Source organism: Terrimonas ginsenosidimutans, from assembly GCF_022012415.1.
Classification (GTDB): domain Bacteria; phylum Bacteroidota; class Bacteroidia; order Chitinophagales; family Chitinophagaceae; genus Terrimonas_A; species Terrimonas_A ginsenosidimutans.
Genome location: NZ_JAKLTR010000002.1, coordinates 131531 through 149674, shown reverse-complemented (window position 1 = coordinate 149674; position 18144 = coordinate 131531). Strand labels below are relative to the sequence as shown.

Sequence of the window (18144 nt, the reverse complement as noted above, 5' to 3'; positions counted from 1 at the left end):
ACAGACAAAGACTGATTCAGACATGAATATCCATCATCCGTACAAGAAAGCATTATGCGTACAAGTCATCAGTTTTAACCGGTGACAACCTGCAAGCATAAAGCCAAATATTGACATCTAAGGGGCATGCGTTCCAGCCAGCACCAATTATTCAATAGTGGTCGATTTGTTAAAATCTCCACCAAAAGTGGGCGAACAACGTAAGACTTCGTACTTTAGCGAAAATCAAAACTAATGAAGCTATCACTGGCACTCCTCGCTATTTTGTTCTCGTTGTCTGCTTCAGCTCAAACCAGATCAAGATCACAGATGCAGACCATGCACTTTTATAGTGCAGTTCTCAAGCCTCAGCTTGATAAAGGTGCTGTCAGAATAGAAACATCCGCTGACGTCGATAAGTTCTTCGTGACCTTACAAGACAGCTGGAATTTGGTCGCCACAGATAGCATGAAAAAATATCCTACTCCCCTCACAGAACAGGAATTCAGGCAACTGGACGCTTACATATATTTTTGGGCAATTGCGAGTGCCTCACAGGATCTCGATATTGCAGACAAGATCGGGTCTCATCTTGTAAGAAAATATATGATCCCTGCTATGCGAAGTGATATGGCCACAATTACACGACTAAAAAGCATCGAAGCGCTCAGCCTTGTTCATGCTGGAACATTGGTCAACACTGTCAATATTGGTTCGAGTATCCATGCAGACAGAGAAGCGATCCTGGCAACCTGGGAATTACATAAAGATCTTACTAAAGTATTCAAGGAATTAACGGCAGGCTCCGATTCGCTTGTACGCAATGCCGCCAATCGCCATTTGCGGAATATGCAAAACACTTTCTATCCCTTAAATGCAAGTGCGGCATTTTATTCAGGTAATAACAAAGAAGCATTTTTAAAACTATCTGAAGGATTGAATGCGGAACGTTTCCCTGGAAGAAAAGCCGTGCATCTTGCAAAACAAATGCTTACCTCTTACGGGGAAATGAATCAGACAGAAGAGTCCTTCGCCCTGCTGGATACACTGGCATTACACGTTTCCCCTGAATTCCTGGGACGTGATACACTGCGAAACTTTTATTTGCAGATAGATAAAAATAAAGGACCGGTGCGCTATGCAACAATTCTTAAGAAACTTCCTGCATCAGCATTTTTTACCAGCTCGTCTTCCGTCACTTTACCAAAAAAATGGGCGTTTTTGCTGAACGAAATACCGGCAGAAAAAATAGGCAAAGCCAAATACTTTCTTTTCGATTTCTGGTATACAGCCTGTGGCCCCTGCATTAAGGAAATACCTGAACTGAATGAATTTTATACAAAGCTGTTAAAGAGAGATGATATCATCCTCATATCCATTAACACTGATGCAGCAAACGGACATAACGATGAATCATACGTAACAGATAAGAGCAAACAATATAAGATCAGCTTTCCTGTAGTATACGATCGGGCGGCATCATCACTGGCTGAACAATTGAAAGTTCAGGGGTACCCTCAGAAATTCATTCTGGATAAACAAGGTCGACTGGTCAACAAACTTGATGCACAATCTCACACACTGGAGAGCTTTGAGCTTCTACTGAAAGAACAAGATGCCAAAGTGAACTAAACTGCTTCCGCAGATTAATCAGGACAGGCTATAGGTCCGGGATACCCGTTCCTATAGCCTGTCCTTTGTATGCCCGCTAAGAAAGAAAAGTTCCGAAACGTTCGAAATGGCACGTATACCCATTGGGACGCTTTACCAGATAGTCCTGGTGTTCCTCCTCAGCCGGCCAGAAAGTAGAATATGGTTCAAGGGTTGTGACAGCATTGCCTGGCCAACGCCCGGATGCATCTACCAGTTTGATCATCTTCTCCGCCTCAGTTTTCTCTTCTTCATTTTGAAAGAAAATAGCTGAACGATAGCTGGAACCAATGTCATTTCCCTGACGATCTACTGTTGTCGGATCATGTACTCTGAAAAAGAAATCAAGTATTCTGGTAAAGTTTGTCGCAGCCGGATCGTATACGATCTCAATACCCTCTGCATGGCCGGGATGGTTCCTGTAAGTAGGATGATCATTTTGTCCGCCGATATAACCAACTTCTGTATCTATCACTCCGGGTTGAGTACGGAACAGTTCTTCCATTCCCCAAAAACAACCACCGGCGATATAGGCCTTTTTGTAATTGCTCATCGATTCTGTTTTGTAGCAAAGTTCCGATGTTTTACTCACTCATGTAGATTTTCTTTTGCAGACGGTTCGGGCTTGTAGAAATGCTGCCAGCATTCCGGGAGCCACTTGAGGTTTCAAAACAATTATTCGACTATGTAAAGCTGATAGGTAAAATTGTCGCCCGACTTCCAGCCGATATAATATAAACCACTGGACAGTCCGGCAAAATCAACGATAGTGAAAGCTTTCTGCGGTTTCACTCTGATACTGACCACTTTTTTATGATCCGCATTCAAGACTATTATATTATCCTGTTCACCTCCCGGGCAGTGAAATGCAGTAACCTTGAGTGAACCGGGAGACGCAGATAAAGTCAGCCGACTCTGATGTGTAAAGCTGATCGCGTACTCGTTGCTGAATTGCTCCGCCCTGTTACAGCCGATCTTTTTGATCCGGTATTTATTTACTCCTGCTGACGCATACGCTTCTGTATAAGTCAGGGTATGCTGATCCTGGGCTGATAGTTTTAGAGAATCGATAGTGTAATAACGCTGATCTATTTTCTTCTGGATCACGTAGTAATTACTACCAGCTATACTTCCACTCCAGGTCAACCGGACTGTATTACCTACCTGAAAGGCGGAAAGCTGCATTGGTTCAGTCGCATTTTGCACTCCTGCATTTACAGGCAAAAAACCAATAAGGGCAGCGGTGAGTGTTTGAGTAAAACTGATCATCTTAAACAAATGCCTTTGGGTTACAGAACAAATGATGGATCGCACTGCTGACTGCCAGCTCAGCTTTCGAAACGTATTTCACTCCAATGAACCGGGCTGCCTGTATCTCCTCCTGCGTACCATCTACCAGTGCAATCACAGTCACACTCCCAGGATCCGCATGTTTAAGAAAATCGAAGAAACCATCTTTCACGATCCGGGCAACTACGACCCTATGTTCAGCCGCCAGCGGGCTTGACATCATGGTTGAAAAATCCGCATAGTGCTCTGTAGTAAAAGATGTAGAAGGAAAGTAATTGCTGATCTGATCGTGGAGATATTCAATATCAAGCGGATCATCAGAGATCACAGATGCCGAAGGTATCGTTCCAATTTCTTCAGCTGTTTCAATAAAGAGAAACTGAGGCGGTTCGGTTATAAGCAACTGGGTGGTCATCGGTAATGATTTTTCCAAAAGTATTACCGCGGGGCAAGATTACATGTAGTCTGTTCCGATCAATCTTTTGTCGTTTTAAATCTACAAATACCCGGAATAGCTCATTTCGAAAACATTGCATTTCCTTGTGAATCAGCTTCGCCGGCCAGGCGAAGAAGTAATGCCCTTGTATCGCACTGCTTCCAACCGGCTTAAATATTATGAGCAGCCTCCAGGGCAGGCATCAGAGCGTTCCCCAGATCACCAGTGTCTCGTATTCGATCCCTACCAGTCCGTTTTCATTGTAGTTCACGAACAACCTGATCAGGTCAGTGATCATTGCGTCATAGGATTCATGCCCGGGCAAAGGAATGTACGACTTGGAGAGTAACTGCCCCTTCAAACCTTCAAAGTCAAGGAGCTGCTTGTTCGGAAATATTTTGGACAGAGAGGTATTGGGTGAGAAGAAATCTGCAATCAGAACCGGATCAACCTGTACAGAGGAACGTTCAGCGATCCCGTATTTTTCCCGTAGTGCGTTATACTGCTGCTCAAACGCTGAATCGCCTTTTTGGCGGTTCCAGGCGAGAACAACCTGCCCACCGGGAGCAAGTATACGCTGGCATTCGTGACGGGTCGCAACGGGATCCAGCCAGTGAAATGTTTGCGCAATGGTGATAAGGTCAATGCTATTACCTGTTAAACCGGTCTCTTCCGCCGTCGCGTTTATACTTTTAAAGGAAGGATATTTTTTTAGGCGCGCCTCTGCCACATTCCGCATATCGTCATTCGGCTCAATACCGGTGACTGAAAAACCATGCTGCAGTAATGGTTCTGCAAAAAGCCCGGTCCCTGATCCTATATCTACGATCTGCGTTTTGCCTGTCAGCCCCAATTCGCTTTGGAGAAAAGGAAAAATATCCGAAGGATACCCGGGGCGGAACCTCGCATAATTTTCTGCTCTGTTAGAAAACCTGCTTACTGCCGCATTACTACTGGTGGTTGCTTTCATGTCATCAAACATTGTCGAAAAATTCATTCAAAAATAAAACAATTGAGGCAGCGTAGTAACACTGCCTCCACAATTGTACAAGTATATTAAAGATACTTACAACACAGATAATGAACGAAAGTTCACGTTCAGATCTGATCTGGAGAAAAAGATGCAGAACGCTTCAACCAGTATCTTCTGATCAATGTATACGCCAGAATAATTAACATATTTTATACATTAAATGGGTAAATGTTCTTCAATCAGGGACTGCTTGAGCTTGTCATCTTTTTGCAATTCAGCTTTTCTGGGTTCATAAATAGATGCGGCAATCTTGCGGATAAAGGGGAGCGGGAAAAACTTAGGCAATCTTGCATTGAGTTTATTGAGAAAGCCCGGCACGATCTCTTCCTTTCCTTTGAACAAACCATCGATAGCAATCTTTGCCACCGCCCCGGGAGTCATATTAAACCGCTCGGCTGTTTTCAGCGTGTGGGGCTTCATCCGCGCACGGACAACAAAATCAGTATCGGTTGAACCGGGACTCAGATAGCTAAGAGAAACTGTTGATCCTCTTAATTCATAACGGAGGCTTTGATTGAAAGACAATACAAAAGCCTTACTGGCCGCATAAACAGCCAAATAAGGGACAGGCTGATAGACAGTAGTACTGCAAACATTCAACAGAAAGGATTTCTTTCTGCGCAATACAGGCAACAGTTCATGTGTGATAGCCAACTGGGCTTTGATGTTCACATCGATGATCCCAAACTGCTCTTCGATCGATAGCTGCTCAAACGGATCATTCAAACCATACCCGGCATTATTAACGACAACAGTCAGGAGATCATGATAAGGGAACGACCATGACTTCAGGTTTCGAGCGGCCCCGGCATCACTAAGATCCTGCACATACTCGTGTACTTCCACACCATACTCCTGTCTGATTGCAGCAGCCGAAATCTTCAGCTGTTCAAGATCCCAATCTGTGAGTAGGAGATTAAATTTGCGCCGGGCTAATTCAGCCGAAATAGCTTTACCTATTCCTTTGGCAGCACCGGTAACCAGGGCATATTGCATAAAACATTATTTAAGAATTCAGGCGATTTTTTTCTGTGCCGTTGCTGTTTTCCCTTCGGCCAGCGACCAATTGATCCTGCCGTTCGGATTTCGTTTCAAACCAGCCAGTTTATGGTAAAAAGGTGTAGCACTATTGGCATGCTTGGGCTGATAGGCTCCGGTAACAACTGGGATGTAAATTACGCGTCTTCTGCTAACTTCTCCCTGAAAAGGAGATTGCTGAACACGATGCCACAGACGGCCGTCATGAATGGTAAGGTCACCGGCGGAAATATCAAAGCCCACCTCCTTGTTGTCAGGTTTGTTATCTATAAAATATTTTTTCCGGAATAACAGCCTGAATAAACTTTGCGTATGCGTTCCCGGAAGCACTCTTAAGCCGCCGTTTTCAATCGGACAATCATCCAAATGCAAACCAACGTTCAGCATAGGAAGGATCTTGCTGCCCAGGAAAAGATCACGGGGGCTATCAGTATGCCAACCTAATTGTGTAAATGCGCTGGTCGGGGTATTCACATAATGATTCACTACCAGGCCATCTTTCTCAAATTCGCCTATACGGGCCTCATAAGGATTTAACAATTTCAATAAGCCCTGAAAACGTTCGTCTTTCAGAAAATCGCTTAACAAAGTACTGTATTGAGAGGCAAATGCTATCCGCTGAATAAGCAGGCTACCATCAGTATCCTGGCCAAACTTCAATGGAATACCATTTATTTTCTCAATATTATTATCTATCAGATAATCCTGGATACGTTTAACCTCCCGGAGAATATCACTAAGCACACCTCTCTCTATGAAGTTCTTAAAATGCAAATACCCGTTTGCATTAAAAAACTCAAGATGTTTAGCAGAGAGATTATTATCAAGAACGAAGTGTGGGTTTGAAGCTGTACTCATTATTTACTATTTAAGGTAAGAGAAATATTGTATCAATTGAAATATCAGATACAACATCGCCGAGATGCAGAATATATTCCGTAAAGGACTCTTGACTTAATTAATATAAAAGAAAAATGAGTGAACAACATTAGTCTACCATTTTTGTAGACTAAATTACTAAAGCAAGTTTACTTAACAAAGAATCTGCTATTCTTTTTCCATAAAAAAAGACCGTTCATTGCTGAACGGTCTTTCGCCTCTTCAAAAAATACTGACAGCCTATACCGGTAAAGGTCTTTGAATACGATCATTACTTCCGCCATCGCTTTTGTTTGCTTCAGGCGGGCAACCCTGATGTATGATCTGCAGGAACTGCATCTTCATCGCCAGACCATAGAGAGTCAATGGCTCTTTCGGCTCTTTTAAAGGCAATGTTCTTTTTGTAAACAAACCATCTTTCTCCAAAGACGCTCCTTAACATATTATCAAGTTTCCTGGCAACGATCAAATTCCATGCTCCTTTGACCTTGTCGGTAAAAGATGCCGACAACGCGCGATAACTAACAGAATATCCGTGCGTGACATACTGTATATAATGCCAGTAACCTGATGGAATGAACAATGTATCACCGGGCTCAAGGATACACTCATACCCTTCCGCGTACCTGAGTGCTGGAAATTTTTCAAAATCAGGATGACGAAGGTCAACAATTCCGTGAAAATTAAATGGCAACCGGTAAAGGAGGTCTGATTGATCGGGAGCAAACAACCACACTTTCTTCCTCCCTTCGAATTGCGTAAGAAATACATGACTTCTGTCAATATCATAATGCAAACGAACGCTGGAACCTGCACCGCCAAAAAACATTAGTGGTAAAGAAGAAAGAAAATTCTTCGCGAGTATACGAGGGCGGATCTCTTTGCGCAACTCTGGCTTATCCAGCAGCAGATTGAATAAGAAAAGCCGCTGCTCTGACGGGCCGTCACTGATATCATCAAGATAAGATCCAAAAGTTGTTTGCGCCACGGGAACACTGGTTACCTTATCCGGGTCGCTGTTCTCCGCTCCATGAACAGATACCGGTCTGTCTCCGGCTTTCTCTTTAAAATAACTATAATTCCATCTGTGAAGAGCAGGGCAATCTTCAATAAACCCTTTGATCACGACAGGCTGTGCCGGCTGGATAAACTGCCTGCGAAACTGCCTGATAGAAATGTGCTGAACAAAAGGAATTGACTTTAACTGCATGATCCTGTTTTAAATTTATCCTGGTATCCCATTGCAAATATAAGGGCTTTAATTATATTTGTCTACCATTTTGGTAGACTTATAATCTCAGTCTGCATAACTGAATACTCCTCTGACGGCTAACCATTCACCCAAAAATTCAACCATGGCAACATTTGTTACCAGGATCCAGCTGGAAGAAGGAACGTCCGCGGACTATCAATTGCTAAGTTCTTTGCTTAAGAAAAAAGCCTTTATCGTGCTCCTAAAGGAAAAAGGGGGTGCTAAAAATCGGAATGAACGGGATAGGACGTTTGTAACGCAGGGAACAATCAGTAACATTACTCAAACCGTGCTGAGTGCTGCAAGAAAAACCGGGCGCACCTTCTCTTTTACTGTGATCAAACAAAAGAGCTGGCATTAACTATTCTTTATTTGATGTCCGGAGGAGCAAATAAAATCCCTCCGAATAAGAGGTAAGCTAACAACAGTGTCCAAACAAGATTAAATACCTGAGCACCTATAAATGCCAGAGCCGGCCTGCCTCTTTCCATTTTGACAAGATCAGAGAATCTGGCTTCAAGACCTATTGATACAAATGCAAGAGCAAACCAAAGCGTGCGTAATCCATTTAACACTCCACTTATTTGCTTTGTGGTTTGTTCAGGAACTGCGAAAGAAAAGATCAACGACGCAGCCATAAAGCCAATTACGAATTTCGGGAATCGCTCCCAAATGATCTTTAGTCGCGGCCCACTCTCACTATTCTGCGTCTGCTTCTTTTTAATGATCCACCATGCTGAAATAAAAAATGCAGCAAAACCGATCAACACATTCTGGGAGAACTTTACGATCACCCCCGCCTTGGTTGCCACCGGTCCCACAAGTTGCGATGCCGCCGTTACTGATGCAGTGGTATCAAGAGTTCCTCCAAGCCAGGCACCCCCAACTAGTTCAGGGATTCCAAAATTCCTGATGATCCATGGCTGCAGGATCATCATGGGAATTGCCACCAATAATACAAGGGTCGTAACATAAGAAAGCTTTCTTTTGTCACCTCCAATCGCTCCGCTGGCTACGATAGCCGCAGAAACTCCACAAATAGAAACTGCTGAAGCAAGAATGACGGCAAATTCATCATCCACATTAAGCTTCCTGGAAAGCCAGATCGCAAAAAACCAAACAACGGCTACAACCGCCAGTGCCTGCAATAGACCGGGTAATCCTGCTTTCACAACATCAGTAAAAAGAATGCTGGTCCCCAGGATCACCAGTCCCGTTTTAATGAAAAACTCAGAGCGTGCTGCTTCTTTTATCCAGGCCGGAAGAGTAAAAAGATTACTGATAAGCAACCCGGTCAGCAACGCAAAAACAACATATTCCACTCCATAATAGCTTGCGTTTTTATTACCTGCAAGTATAAGCGAAATGACCGCCAGCAGATAGATGAACAGAAAACCTGCGAGATAGCGACGGATCCTGCCCTTTAAGAAAAACACAGCTATCGAAGACAGCAGCGCAAATACAACACCGGCTAAGAGTGGGAAAAGAAGATTTGCAGGAGTAAGAACTTTATCCATCAGCTCGCGTGGGCTGGTCCATTGATAAACGGCAGCAGGAAACCTGAACGAAGGCCAGGCGAATGCAATAAAAAGGGCAGCAGTGATCAGTATCCCACTGATCACTGCTGCCCAAACATCTTCCGATATCCGATTAAAAAAAGACTGATCTGTATTTTTTGTACCTGGTGACATTCAGTCTGGCCGCTTCATTTTATATTAAAGTTAGTAAGTCTGTGTTATCAAAACGAGTATCTCACTGTAGCACCAAACGTTCTCGGATCACCAAGTACAGATGCATAATGACCGGCATTACCTCCCGCAACAAGCAATTGCTCATGATAGTCCTTATTGAAGATATTCCGTGCCCAAACATATGCTGATAACCCCTGAGTCGCTTTGAACCCGATCCTTCCATTGAATAATGCATAGCCAGCTACGTTCAGATAGGCTGAAGGAGATGCACTGGAAGAAAACGATGAACGGGAGAATCCATCAACAGCGATAAAGAATTTCGAAACATTTCCAAGAAACACGGCCGGCGTGGTAAACTCCCCGCCCAGGGACCCTGCCCATTTGGAAATACCAGGCAACCTGCTTCCGGATACATCTTTAAAAGACACGGCAGCGCCGGTCTCCTCCAAAGGCAACGGAGCGTTGGTAAATCTCACATATTTCCCATCGGTATAAGCAAGAGCGCCAAAGAATGAAAAATGATTGCCTGCCCGAAGGTTTGCGTCAACTTCAACGCCTTTGACGTTCACCTTATCTGCGTTAGCTATATACCCGCGATTCACACCAAGCTCAGCTGTCTGCACATTGGTCTGATAATCTTTAATGTCCGAATTATGGAATGTAACATTAAAAGTAAAATTATCGAACGGCGTTGTTTTCACACCTACTTCATAATGTTTATCATATTCAGGCTTGATCACAGCCAGATCCAAAGCAGGCTGTCCGCCAACGGTAGGCAACCCTGCCACATTCACCCCAACAGGTTTAAAGCTGGTTGAGTACGTAGCGAAAACATTGATCCTTTTATTCGGACGATATGCAGCAGTCAACTGCCAGGTTACATTATTCTCATGCGCAGAAGATTCATACGCCTGGCTGCTGTAAACACCGTTTTTCAATGCTACCAATTGCGGATCATCAGTTTGCAGACCACCAGCGGCTACACGATTATATAATACATCTTTCTCATCGTAGTTGTAACGTATACCGGGAAGAATGTGCAATCCATTCAATACTTCCCAATCAACATTCGCAAAAACAGCCGCACTTAATGATTTAATAGAAGAGTTGGTATAAATGCCGTAACCTTCAAACAACCCCGGCGTTTTCCAGAGATTGCTGGTAGAGCTTTGAGAGAAGCGCCACTGTGCATTGCCAGATTCCTCTGTTCCCGTGATCTTCACTTCCTGGCCAAGGAGAAACACCCCGATAACTCCACTCAGTTTGGAATTGATCTCACCGGCATAACGGAACTCCTGTGACCAGTTCTTATGCTTTGCAGGGTTCTGAGATTTAGCCAGTGCCTGTAAGCCGGTAAAGTCCCTGTCATTTGAAGGATCCCAATTCCAGAATCTGTATGCCGTAGTCGAAGTCAGTGTGCCCGGGCCGATCTTTATATCAGCATTTGCGGATACACCACCAAGATCATTACCTGATCTCCACGGCGTATCATGATCCACTACCCTGTCAAATGCATTATAACTTGGCGGGGTATAATTCAGATCAGCTATGATCGCATTGAACTGACGGTAGGCTGCGCGTTGAGTTGTTGCAACACCCGCAAGCACCTGGGCGTAACCATTAGGACGTTGGCGGGAATAATCACCAGAGAAAGTAATAGCCACATTCTCGGAAGGCTTATACAACAATTGACTTTTCAATCCAAGGTTGTTGATATCGTTGATATACTGCTGCGTGCGTTCGTTATACACCGTTCCATCGCGCTGCGTTCCCGAGAAAGAAAAACGACCAGCCAGTTTTTTTGTCAATGGCCCGGTGATAGAAGCTTTCGCCTGTACAAACCCGTAATTACCATAGCTGACCTCAAAAGTACCTCCGGGTTTAAAACTGGGTTTACGTGTTGTTATATTAAAAGCACCGGATGTAGTGTTCTTTCCAAACAGCGTTCCCTGAGGACCACGCAATACTTCTATCTGTTCAACATCTATAAAATCGAGTGTGGCAACAGCTGGCCGTGCGATATAAACACCATCAATATAAAAGCCCACACCGGGATCCAGACCATCATTGGTCAGACCGAATGGAGATCCGATTCCGCGGATATTCACACCGGTATTCCGGGGATTAGACGTATACATCTGCACAGACGGAACAACTTCTTTAATACGCGTCACATTAAAAGCGCCGGCTTCATCGATCTGCGCTCCGCCTACTACTGAAATAGGGATAGGAACATCCTGCAGAACCTCCCTGCGGCGACGTGAGGTAATAATGACCGTATCCTGCTGATACAATGCTTGCAGCACAACAAGCAGATCATTCGTCGCGCTGCTTTTCACGGCCACTTCAGTGGGACGATATCCTACCGATGTTACTACCAGTGTAAATGGATACTTCTCAGGAAGGGTTATAGAAAACCGGCCGGTAGAATCCGTACTGGTTCCCGCGGAACCATTTTTCACGGACACTGAAGCAAAGGGAACACCCTGACTTCTTTCATTCACCACACGACCTGATAGCTGCGCAAAAGCAGCAGCAGGTATAAGCAAAATGATGGAGAGAATTAAACGATTCATGGTTTGGTTTGATTATACAAAGTCTACCTAAATAATAGACTAATTAAGCAAAAAAATATCGGTCCATAGGATCACAGCCGGATCAGTGGGAAGCCATACAACATCGCTCCTGTTCGTGAAGGGAAAGAATCATAAGTAAGGTTTTTGATTTACTGCAATGTCGTTTAGTTAAGGATTTTCCCGAAAGTTCATTCGATGGCCCATGACCGATGGCCGTTGGCCGAAAATACATATACGTACTTGTGTCAATACCCTATACCAATAACTTTCATCCTAATGCGGCATTCGGCGATCGGCCATCAGTCATCGGCCATCGAGCTAGTGTAGGAAGATCTCTTAACTAAACGACATTGGATTTAAATGGTTGCGCAAACTTAACTGGGAAGTTTTAGTCCACCAAATTTGTAGACTTTATTTTTGACAGTTTTTATTTTACCCGGCTTTCCACCTGCCGTGATTTGATTGTAAATCGCTCAAAACCCTGGCTCAGGAACGGATCGCAACCCGCGGACTTACGGACAGATAGGGCATAGACAGCGTCCCTGCAATGGCTGCAAAAAAGAGCCGTTAACCATCTCTTGATCAGCTACCACCAGTATCTTCAACGGCGGAGATCATCTCTATTTTCCGAAAGCTCATTTCAAATCATTCAGCAGCAGACGCATCAGGGATTCTGCCGCGAGTTGACTTTTGCGTAGTATAAATTCCCGCGAAGTATTATCACCGATCTCATACACCAGTGCTTCTGTGCCATAGGTCTTAAAAAAATAACTGAAAGAGGTATAGGTTGGACCATCAGAGTATAATGGCTTAATATTGGGAACATACCCGGGAATTGAATGCTCAAAGTTCTTCAGCCATGATTGGGTTAGTCCCGGTAACAATCCTTTCAGCTGCGGATCTACTATATAAAAAATATCCTCATGGGTTGAGTGAAAGTCCAATGCGAACCACAATTTAACCGGCGCTGTTATCTCTTTTCTTAAAAAATCGCTTACCGCTTTTGTTTCGGGCTGATTAAACGCATGCCAGTCCCGGTTAAGATCAACGCCGCCGGAATTGTGCCTCCAGAAACCCTCATCTACTCCATCAGGATTCATTTGAGGCACAACATAAAGTAAAAACCGTCGCCGGAAAGCGAGAGCCAGAGAGTCATCTTCACCTATCCTTTCGATAAAAGCTTGCTGGGCCAACTGTCCTGTCACTTCAGGCGGATGCTGCCGCCCTATCACCAGCAACCGATCTGCACTTTTCAGATTGCCGATACTCAACACTTCGATCTTTCTTCCAAGATGACTAACCCCGATCGTTTGACGCAGTGCTCCAGCCTTCTTCACGATACCTGAAATCCATTCATCCGTTTCCCTGGAGGTCAATAATTCCTGCGCAGCAATCCAGGTCGTATCGCGATCAACTTCCAGTTTAAATGAGTAGCCACCGGAAGTATCAAGCTGCTGATCAGCCCGGTCCGGCACCGCAGACCTCCAATCCCTTCCATTACTACTCAGTCGCGGAGTGTACCGATGCCGCGCATTCTGATAAGTCAGCCTCAACGTAATGGAGACCGGGGTCTTTGACCAAACTTTGAAGGCATACCAGGGACTTGCATTGACCGGTGTGTTTTCCGCAGCGATCAATAGCGTAAACGTTGAATCATTCACCCTGGCCACACCATTTAACCGCGCACCGGTGAAATCGTTCCGAAAGAATACGTTCGCACCAGGAAAAGAAAATACTCCTTTCCATTGGTTCAATACAGGGCGGGTTTCGGTAGACACCCCTTTGATCGGCCCCTGTCCTTCAAACTTACCTGGCAACTGCCCATGCGCTACCAATGATAAAAAGGGAAATATCAATACAAGTTTGTTCATTACTCCAGTTGGTTATAATAATATAGTCTACAAATATAGTAGACATAATCTGTTTTAACCTAAATAGGTTCCACAGGTCTCATAGGTTCCATAGGTTTAATAGGTTCACTGGGGTTCATAGGTTCTATACGTCGATATGTCGTAAAAGGTTTGGTAAAGGTTTGGTAAGTGCAGGGGGTATGCCTTCCCGGGGGGCGGGTTAATATACCCGTCGTGCGCTACGATCCTTTGGCCGATGCGCACGCCAGAACACGTTCACTTCCCCACGCGCTGACTCATTCACCGCCGCGCGCAGGCCAGAAATGGGCATACGACAGCAACCGCATTACTGCGTTTGACTGTCGTCGCCCACTTTTCAATTGTATCATTCCACATTTCCTATCTCATTCTTCTTTTTTTAATCATAGATGCAATAAAAAAAACGCACCGCCCTTTTCAGGACTGCCCTCCTCCACCAGTCCTGAAAATGACGGTGACTAAGAAATTTCTCTGTTGTAAATATCGCTTCATGCAAAAGGAAATCCATGGGAAAAACACAGGATCTTCGGGGAAAATGACGGAAGTATGGCGGTGAATAGACGATCGGCTACATAAGCGGAAGAATTCATCCGCCCAAGTCTTCCACCTGATCCGTGCTAACATCAGCCAGCCTGATCCCGCATAGAGTTTCCCGTATTACTCTGCTGATCCCGGAAAAGAAATGATCCTATCCTTCAGATAGCTGCCAATAAAAAACCAGGCTATCAAGCCTGGTTCATAAATTAGGGTATACGGAAAAATAACGGGTATTGATCAATCTGCTAAGATCAGTTCAACAAGGCCTGTACAGAAGAATAGACCTGTTCGCGGCTGAACGGCTTCTCAAGGAATCCATCGGCACCAGCAAAAAGAGCTACATCTTTTACGGCAGAAGCATGAAATCCGGAGATCATCAGGATCTTGATATCAGGATGATTAGAACGTATATAATTGATAAAGTCTACGCCAAAGCCATCAGGCAATTTGTTATCCAGCAGAATAAGATGAGGCTTTTCTTCGGCCAGATATTCTTTAGCGGCAGCCAGACTGCGAACATGCTCCAGGTCTATCTCATCCTTTTTCAGCATGATATTCAGCAGTAAACATATATCTCCTTCATCTTCGATGATCAGGATCTTCTTGGACTCCACAGTGGTGGTTGAGTTAAGCATATTGAATGGTTTGTCAACACACTAAAAAATCTGTGCCAGAATTTCAATAATATCCGATCCGCCACTGCAGACAAGTCCATCAGCGGCAATCATCGCTTATCCCGAAATTTTGTGGCAAACTTTCCCCAAAAAGGTTTTGTAAACCCAACGTCGGAACCGATCAGTCCGTATTCTTTTTCAGCTTGCGGATCTGATGCCGTACCGGGCTGATGGCCCATCTGATCGTACGAGAGAAACGTCCATTGGTTGGGTAGCGTCTGTTACTCGTCATGTTATTAAACAAGAGGGCGACTATCAGCAGTATCAAGACCCCGGAGAGAACCGGAGAAAGCACATAAAAATACCCGAGCGTTTTGATCTTCTCTGAACCGATAACAGCGATCAAAGCGGTCGCCCCGCCAGGAGGATGAAGTGTTTTCGTTACCTGCATCGCAATAATAGAAACGGAAACCGCCATCGGCGCGGTGATCCAGATCAGCTCCGGCAGGAGCTTATACACGGTAACACCAACCAGGGCGCTGATCACATGCCCACCGATCAGGTTTCTTGGTTGAGCAAGCGGGCTTTGGATCGCGCCATAGATCAATACACTGCTCGCCCCAAATGATCCGATCAGAAACACATTCTCCATAGAAGAAAGAAAACGGCTTTGAATAAAGGCAATAAGCCCTACGCCAATAAAAGAACCGGTAAAAGACCAGAATTGTTCTTTAAAATCCAGCAGTGTCTCTTTGTACACAACATACCTGCTGATCCTTAACCCACGACTGATATACTTTTTCATCCGGTATCTTTTGATCCGGGTGCAATTTAAGCATTATAGAAAAGGAGGTCCAAACTGCCATGTAAATGGAGAACAGCCATCTACATGTTTTTGCAATAGCGTGGCAGAAGATCTGTTCCAGCTATACCCAATCGCCCTGAAACCCGCAACCCTCCAGAGCCTGCAATAAAGGCCCGCGCAAAAATATTTTCTGACCACTATTGTGATAATGGAAAATTCAATTTAACTTTGAAATACAAAGTACTTTTAGAAGCAACACAGATTGCGTAGACATAATTTGTATCTGGCTGATTATTAATAAACAACAAAACACAACGTCATGATTCATAAACCCACTCCAACCACCATCCAGGATACAACCCTTTCACAGAAGCTTTCTATCTCTTTCGGGATTGTGACAGTCGCCGCGGGACTGATCAACACCTTTTGGGGAAATGACAGCCTTTTCGGCATATTCCTTATCCTGCTGTCATTTGCATTTTTCCCCTTTTCCACGCGCATCCTTTTCCGTATGACCGGTTTCGCGATCCCCGGCGTCATTAAAATAGTACTGGCACTCTTTATTGTTTGGGTAACACTGGGAGTAGGGGAGATCTTTGCCAAGATCGGGTTGATGATGAAAGATCTCGGATAAAAAACATTCCGGAAATGGTTTCACCGGGTAGAACAGCCGGTGAAACCAATACAGATCATCCCTTCACATCAGCAATAGAAGCGCCAAAATTGATGTGCAATACATTGCCATTGGATGTAACCAATGCCGGAACCGATTTTACACCCGCAGCTTCCGCCTCTCCGATCCTGCTGCTCACCTCTCCCAGGTGAACGATCTCCACCTTCTCCGCTCCTATCAATTCCACTATATCATGTTCCGCACTAATGCATACAGGACATCCTGCATGATAAAAAACTGACTTTGCCATATTAAAAATTTAGAGCTAAAAAAAACGAACTGTTATGTTCATCAATGAATCTCAAAATTATTTTACATTTGGATCAGACAGGTGATACAGTTTTAACAAAAACAGATAGTCCAGATGCTGAGACCGTGGAAGCTTTCCATTACTATTGATCCCAAAGCAGGAAAGGCAGTGTATCTCCAGATTGCGGACGCGATCATTTCAGATATACAGTCCGGCAGATTAAAACCAGGTGATGCGTTACCCGGCAGCAGAACACTCGCACATGATCTTGGGTTAAACAGAAATACGATCGTAGAGGCATTGAATGTTCTGCTCAATGAAGAATGGCTTGTATCCAACGAACGGAAGGGTACATTTGTCGCAAATACCCTACCCAGCCAGACCAGGAAAAGAAAGGCCGATATCCAGCCTGCATCAGTCACAGAACCCGTTTCCCCTGTTCGCATCAGCATCGATGATGGTCATCCTGATTCGCGTATTGCACCGGTAGATGAGCTCGCCCGTGCCTATCGCCAGATCTTCAAACAAAAAGCCCGCTGGCAAATGATGGGATATGGCGACGCAATGGGCTCTCCCGGCTTTAGAAAAGCGATCGTCAATATGCTCAACCAGCAGCGCGGGATGCAAACAAATGAACAACTGGTCTGCATCACCAGGGGAAGCCAAATGGCTATGTACCTGGCTGCACATGTACTTATAGATGAAGGCGACTATGTAATGGTAGAACATCCCGGTTATAAACCCGCCTGGAAAGCATTCGAAAAAGCGGGCGCAAAACTTCTTGCCGTTCGCCTCGATGATGAAGGCCTGCTGATCGACGATGTACTCCTGCACCTCAATTCAGGAAAAAAGATCAAAGCCATTTACACTACACCGCACCACCAGTATCCTACCACGGTCACGCTGTCCCTGCAAAGACGAATGCAACTGATACAGCTTTCCAATCAGCATGGCTTTACGATCATCGAGGATGACTATGATAATGAATTCCACTTCGGTTACAGGCCCGTACTGCCGCTTTCCAGTTTCAGTGAATTGAAGAACTATATCTATATCGGGACCATGAGCAAGGTCGTTGCAGCATCACTGCGCATTGGCTACCTTTCAGGCAATGACAAAAAACTGATCGAAAAAGCTGCTTCGCTCAGGCAGCTTATAGACGTCCAGAGTGATGCGATCATGGAACAGGCAATACTTCAACTGATCGAAGACGGTACGATCAAAAGACATTTGAAGAAAGCAACAACCTACTACCGAAATAAGCGTGAACTAACCGAAACTCTGCTCAATAAACACTTAAGCAATAAGGTCAGTTTCCGCACACCCGACGGCGGGCTTGCTTTCTGGATCGAACCTTATGCAAAAGTCAACTGGGAAGACATTGCCCTGAAACTTCAGAAGAAAGGGATCAGGATCATCACCCCGGCCAGCTATAGCCTTGCAAAACCCGTGAATGGTTTCAGATTTGGATATGGATCCCTCACAGAAAAGCAACTGGAAGAAGGGATAAAAGCACTGGCAACATTGCTCTGATATCACCACTATCAACGGT

The 18144-nt window shown here is 44.6% G+C and carries 17 protein-coding genes; 4 read left to right on the top strand and 13 right to left on the bottom strand.

The features are described from left to right. Positions 1-234 precede the first annotated feature (234 nt). Complete coding sequence (locus LZZ85_RS03255) at positions 235-1611, top strand: TlpA family protein disulfide reductase (protein WP_237868505.1); 1377 nt, start codon at positions 235-237, stop codon at positions 1609-1611. A 76-nt stretch (positions 1612-1687) separates the two neighbouring features. Here the strand turns inward: LZZ85_RS03255 and msrA are convergent, their stop codons facing one another. The 7 genes from msrA to LZZ85_RS03220 form a co-directional block, all read right to left on the bottom strand. Next, positions 1688-2182 (bottom strand): peptide-methionine (S)-S-oxide reductase MsrA, encoded by a 495-nt coding sequence (gene msrA / locus LZZ85_RS03250; protein ID WP_237868504.1) that lies wholly within the window; start codon positions 2180-2182, stop codon positions 1688-1690. Positions 2183-2304: 122 nt separating this feature from the next. Continuing rightward, positions 2305-2898, bottom strand: coding sequence for a hypothetical protein (locus LZZ85_RS03245; protein WP_237868503.1), 594 nt, complete (start codon positions 2896-2898; stop codon positions 2305-2307). Position 2899: 1 nt separating this feature from the next. Continuing rightward, positions 2900-3334, bottom strand: coding sequence for a hypothetical protein (locus tag LZZ85_RS03240; RefSeq protein ID WP_237868502.1), 435 nt, complete (start codon positions 3332-3334; stop codon positions 2900-2902). Positions 3335-3557: 223 nt separating this feature from the next. After that, positions 3558-4352, bottom strand: a complete 795-nt coding sequence (locus LZZ85_RS03235) for a class I SAM-dependent methyltransferase (RefSeq protein WP_237868501.1) — start codon at positions 4350-4352, stop codon at positions 3558-3560. 192 nt (positions 4353-4544) lie between these two features. Next, a complete protein-coding gene (locus LZZ85_RS03230; RefSeq protein WP_237868500.1) occupies positions 4545-5384 on the bottom strand; it encodes an SDR family NAD(P)-dependent oxidoreductase in 840 nt (279 codons plus the stop codon). A gap of 18 nt (positions 5385-5402) precedes the next feature. Further along, complete coding sequence (locus LZZ85_RS03225; RefSeq protein ID WP_237868499.1) at positions 5403-6284, bottom strand: phytanoyl-CoA dioxygenase family protein; 882 nt, start codon at positions 6282-6284, stop codon at positions 5403-5405. 319 nt (positions 6285-6603) lie between these two features. Beyond that, on the bottom strand, positions 6604-7515 hold the full coding sequence (locus LZZ85_RS03220) for a cupin-like domain-containing protein (protein WP_237868498.1): 912 nt from the start codon (positions 7513-7515) through the stop codon (positions 6604-6606). A gap of 145 nt (positions 7516-7660) precedes the next feature. On the opposite strand from LZZ85_RS03220, the gene LZZ85_RS03215 reads away from it, so the two are divergent. Continuing rightward, positions 7661-7918: a hypothetical protein gene (locus LZZ85_RS03215; RefSeq protein ID WP_237868497.1), complete on the top strand. Its 258-nt coding sequence runs from the start codon at positions 7661-7663 to the stop codon at positions 7916-7918. Between the two features lie 7 nt (positions 7919-7925). Here LZZ85_RS03215 and LZZ85_RS03210 read toward each other — a convergent pair whose 3' ends face one another. The 5 genes from LZZ85_RS03210 to LZZ85_RS03190 form a co-directional block, all read right to left on the bottom strand. Then, on the bottom strand, positions 7926-9248 hold the full coding sequence (locus tag LZZ85_RS03210) for a YeiH family protein (RefSeq protein ID WP_237868496.1): 1323 nt from the start codon (positions 9246-9248) through the stop codon (positions 7926-7928). Between the two features lie 47 nt (positions 9249-9295). Next, entirely contained in the window at positions 9296-11824 is a 2529-nt protein-coding gene (locus LZZ85_RS03205; protein WP_237868495.1) for a TonB-dependent receptor, read from the bottom strand. Positions 11825-12459: 635 nt separating this feature from the next. Then, entirely contained in the window at positions 12460-13695 is a 1236-nt protein-coding gene (locus LZZ85_RS03200) for a M14 family metallopeptidase (protein ID WP_237868494.1), read from the bottom strand. Between the two features lie 806 nt (positions 13696-14501). Beyond that, positions 14502-14885, bottom strand: a complete 384-nt coding sequence (locus LZZ85_RS03195) for a response regulator (RefSeq protein WP_237868493.1) — start codon at positions 14883-14885, stop codon at positions 14502-14504. A 160-nt stretch (positions 14886-15045) separates the two neighbouring features. Beyond that, positions 15046-15669: an HPP family protein gene (locus tag LZZ85_RS03190; protein ID WP_237868492.1), complete on the bottom strand. Its 624-nt coding sequence runs from the start codon at positions 15667-15669 to the stop codon at positions 15046-15048. Positions 15670-15988: 319 nt separating this feature from the next. Here LZZ85_RS03190 and LZZ85_RS03185 point away from each other — a divergent pair, with 319 nt between their 5' ends. Next, positions 15989-16303 carry a hypothetical protein gene (locus LZZ85_RS03185; RefSeq protein WP_237868491.1) on the top strand — a complete coding sequence of 105 codons (315 nt, stop codon included), beginning with the start codon at positions 15989-15991 and terminating at the stop codon, positions 16301-16303. Positions 16304-16358: 55 nt separating this feature from the next. Here LZZ85_RS03185 and LZZ85_RS03180 read toward each other — a convergent pair whose 3' ends face one another. Beyond that, complete coding sequence (locus tag LZZ85_RS03180) at positions 16359-16592, bottom strand: thioredoxin family protein (RefSeq protein WP_237868490.1); 234 nt, start codon at positions 16590-16592, stop codon at positions 16359-16361. 114 nt (positions 16593-16706) lie between these two features. Here LZZ85_RS03180 and pdxR point away from each other — a divergent pair, with 114 nt between their 5' ends. Next, complete coding sequence (gene pdxR, locus LZZ85_RS03175; protein ID WP_237868489.1) at positions 16707-18125, top strand: MocR-like pyridoxine biosynthesis transcription factor PdxR; 1419 nt, start codon at positions 16707-16709, stop codon at positions 18123-18125. Positions 18126-18144: the final 19 nt, after the last annotated feature.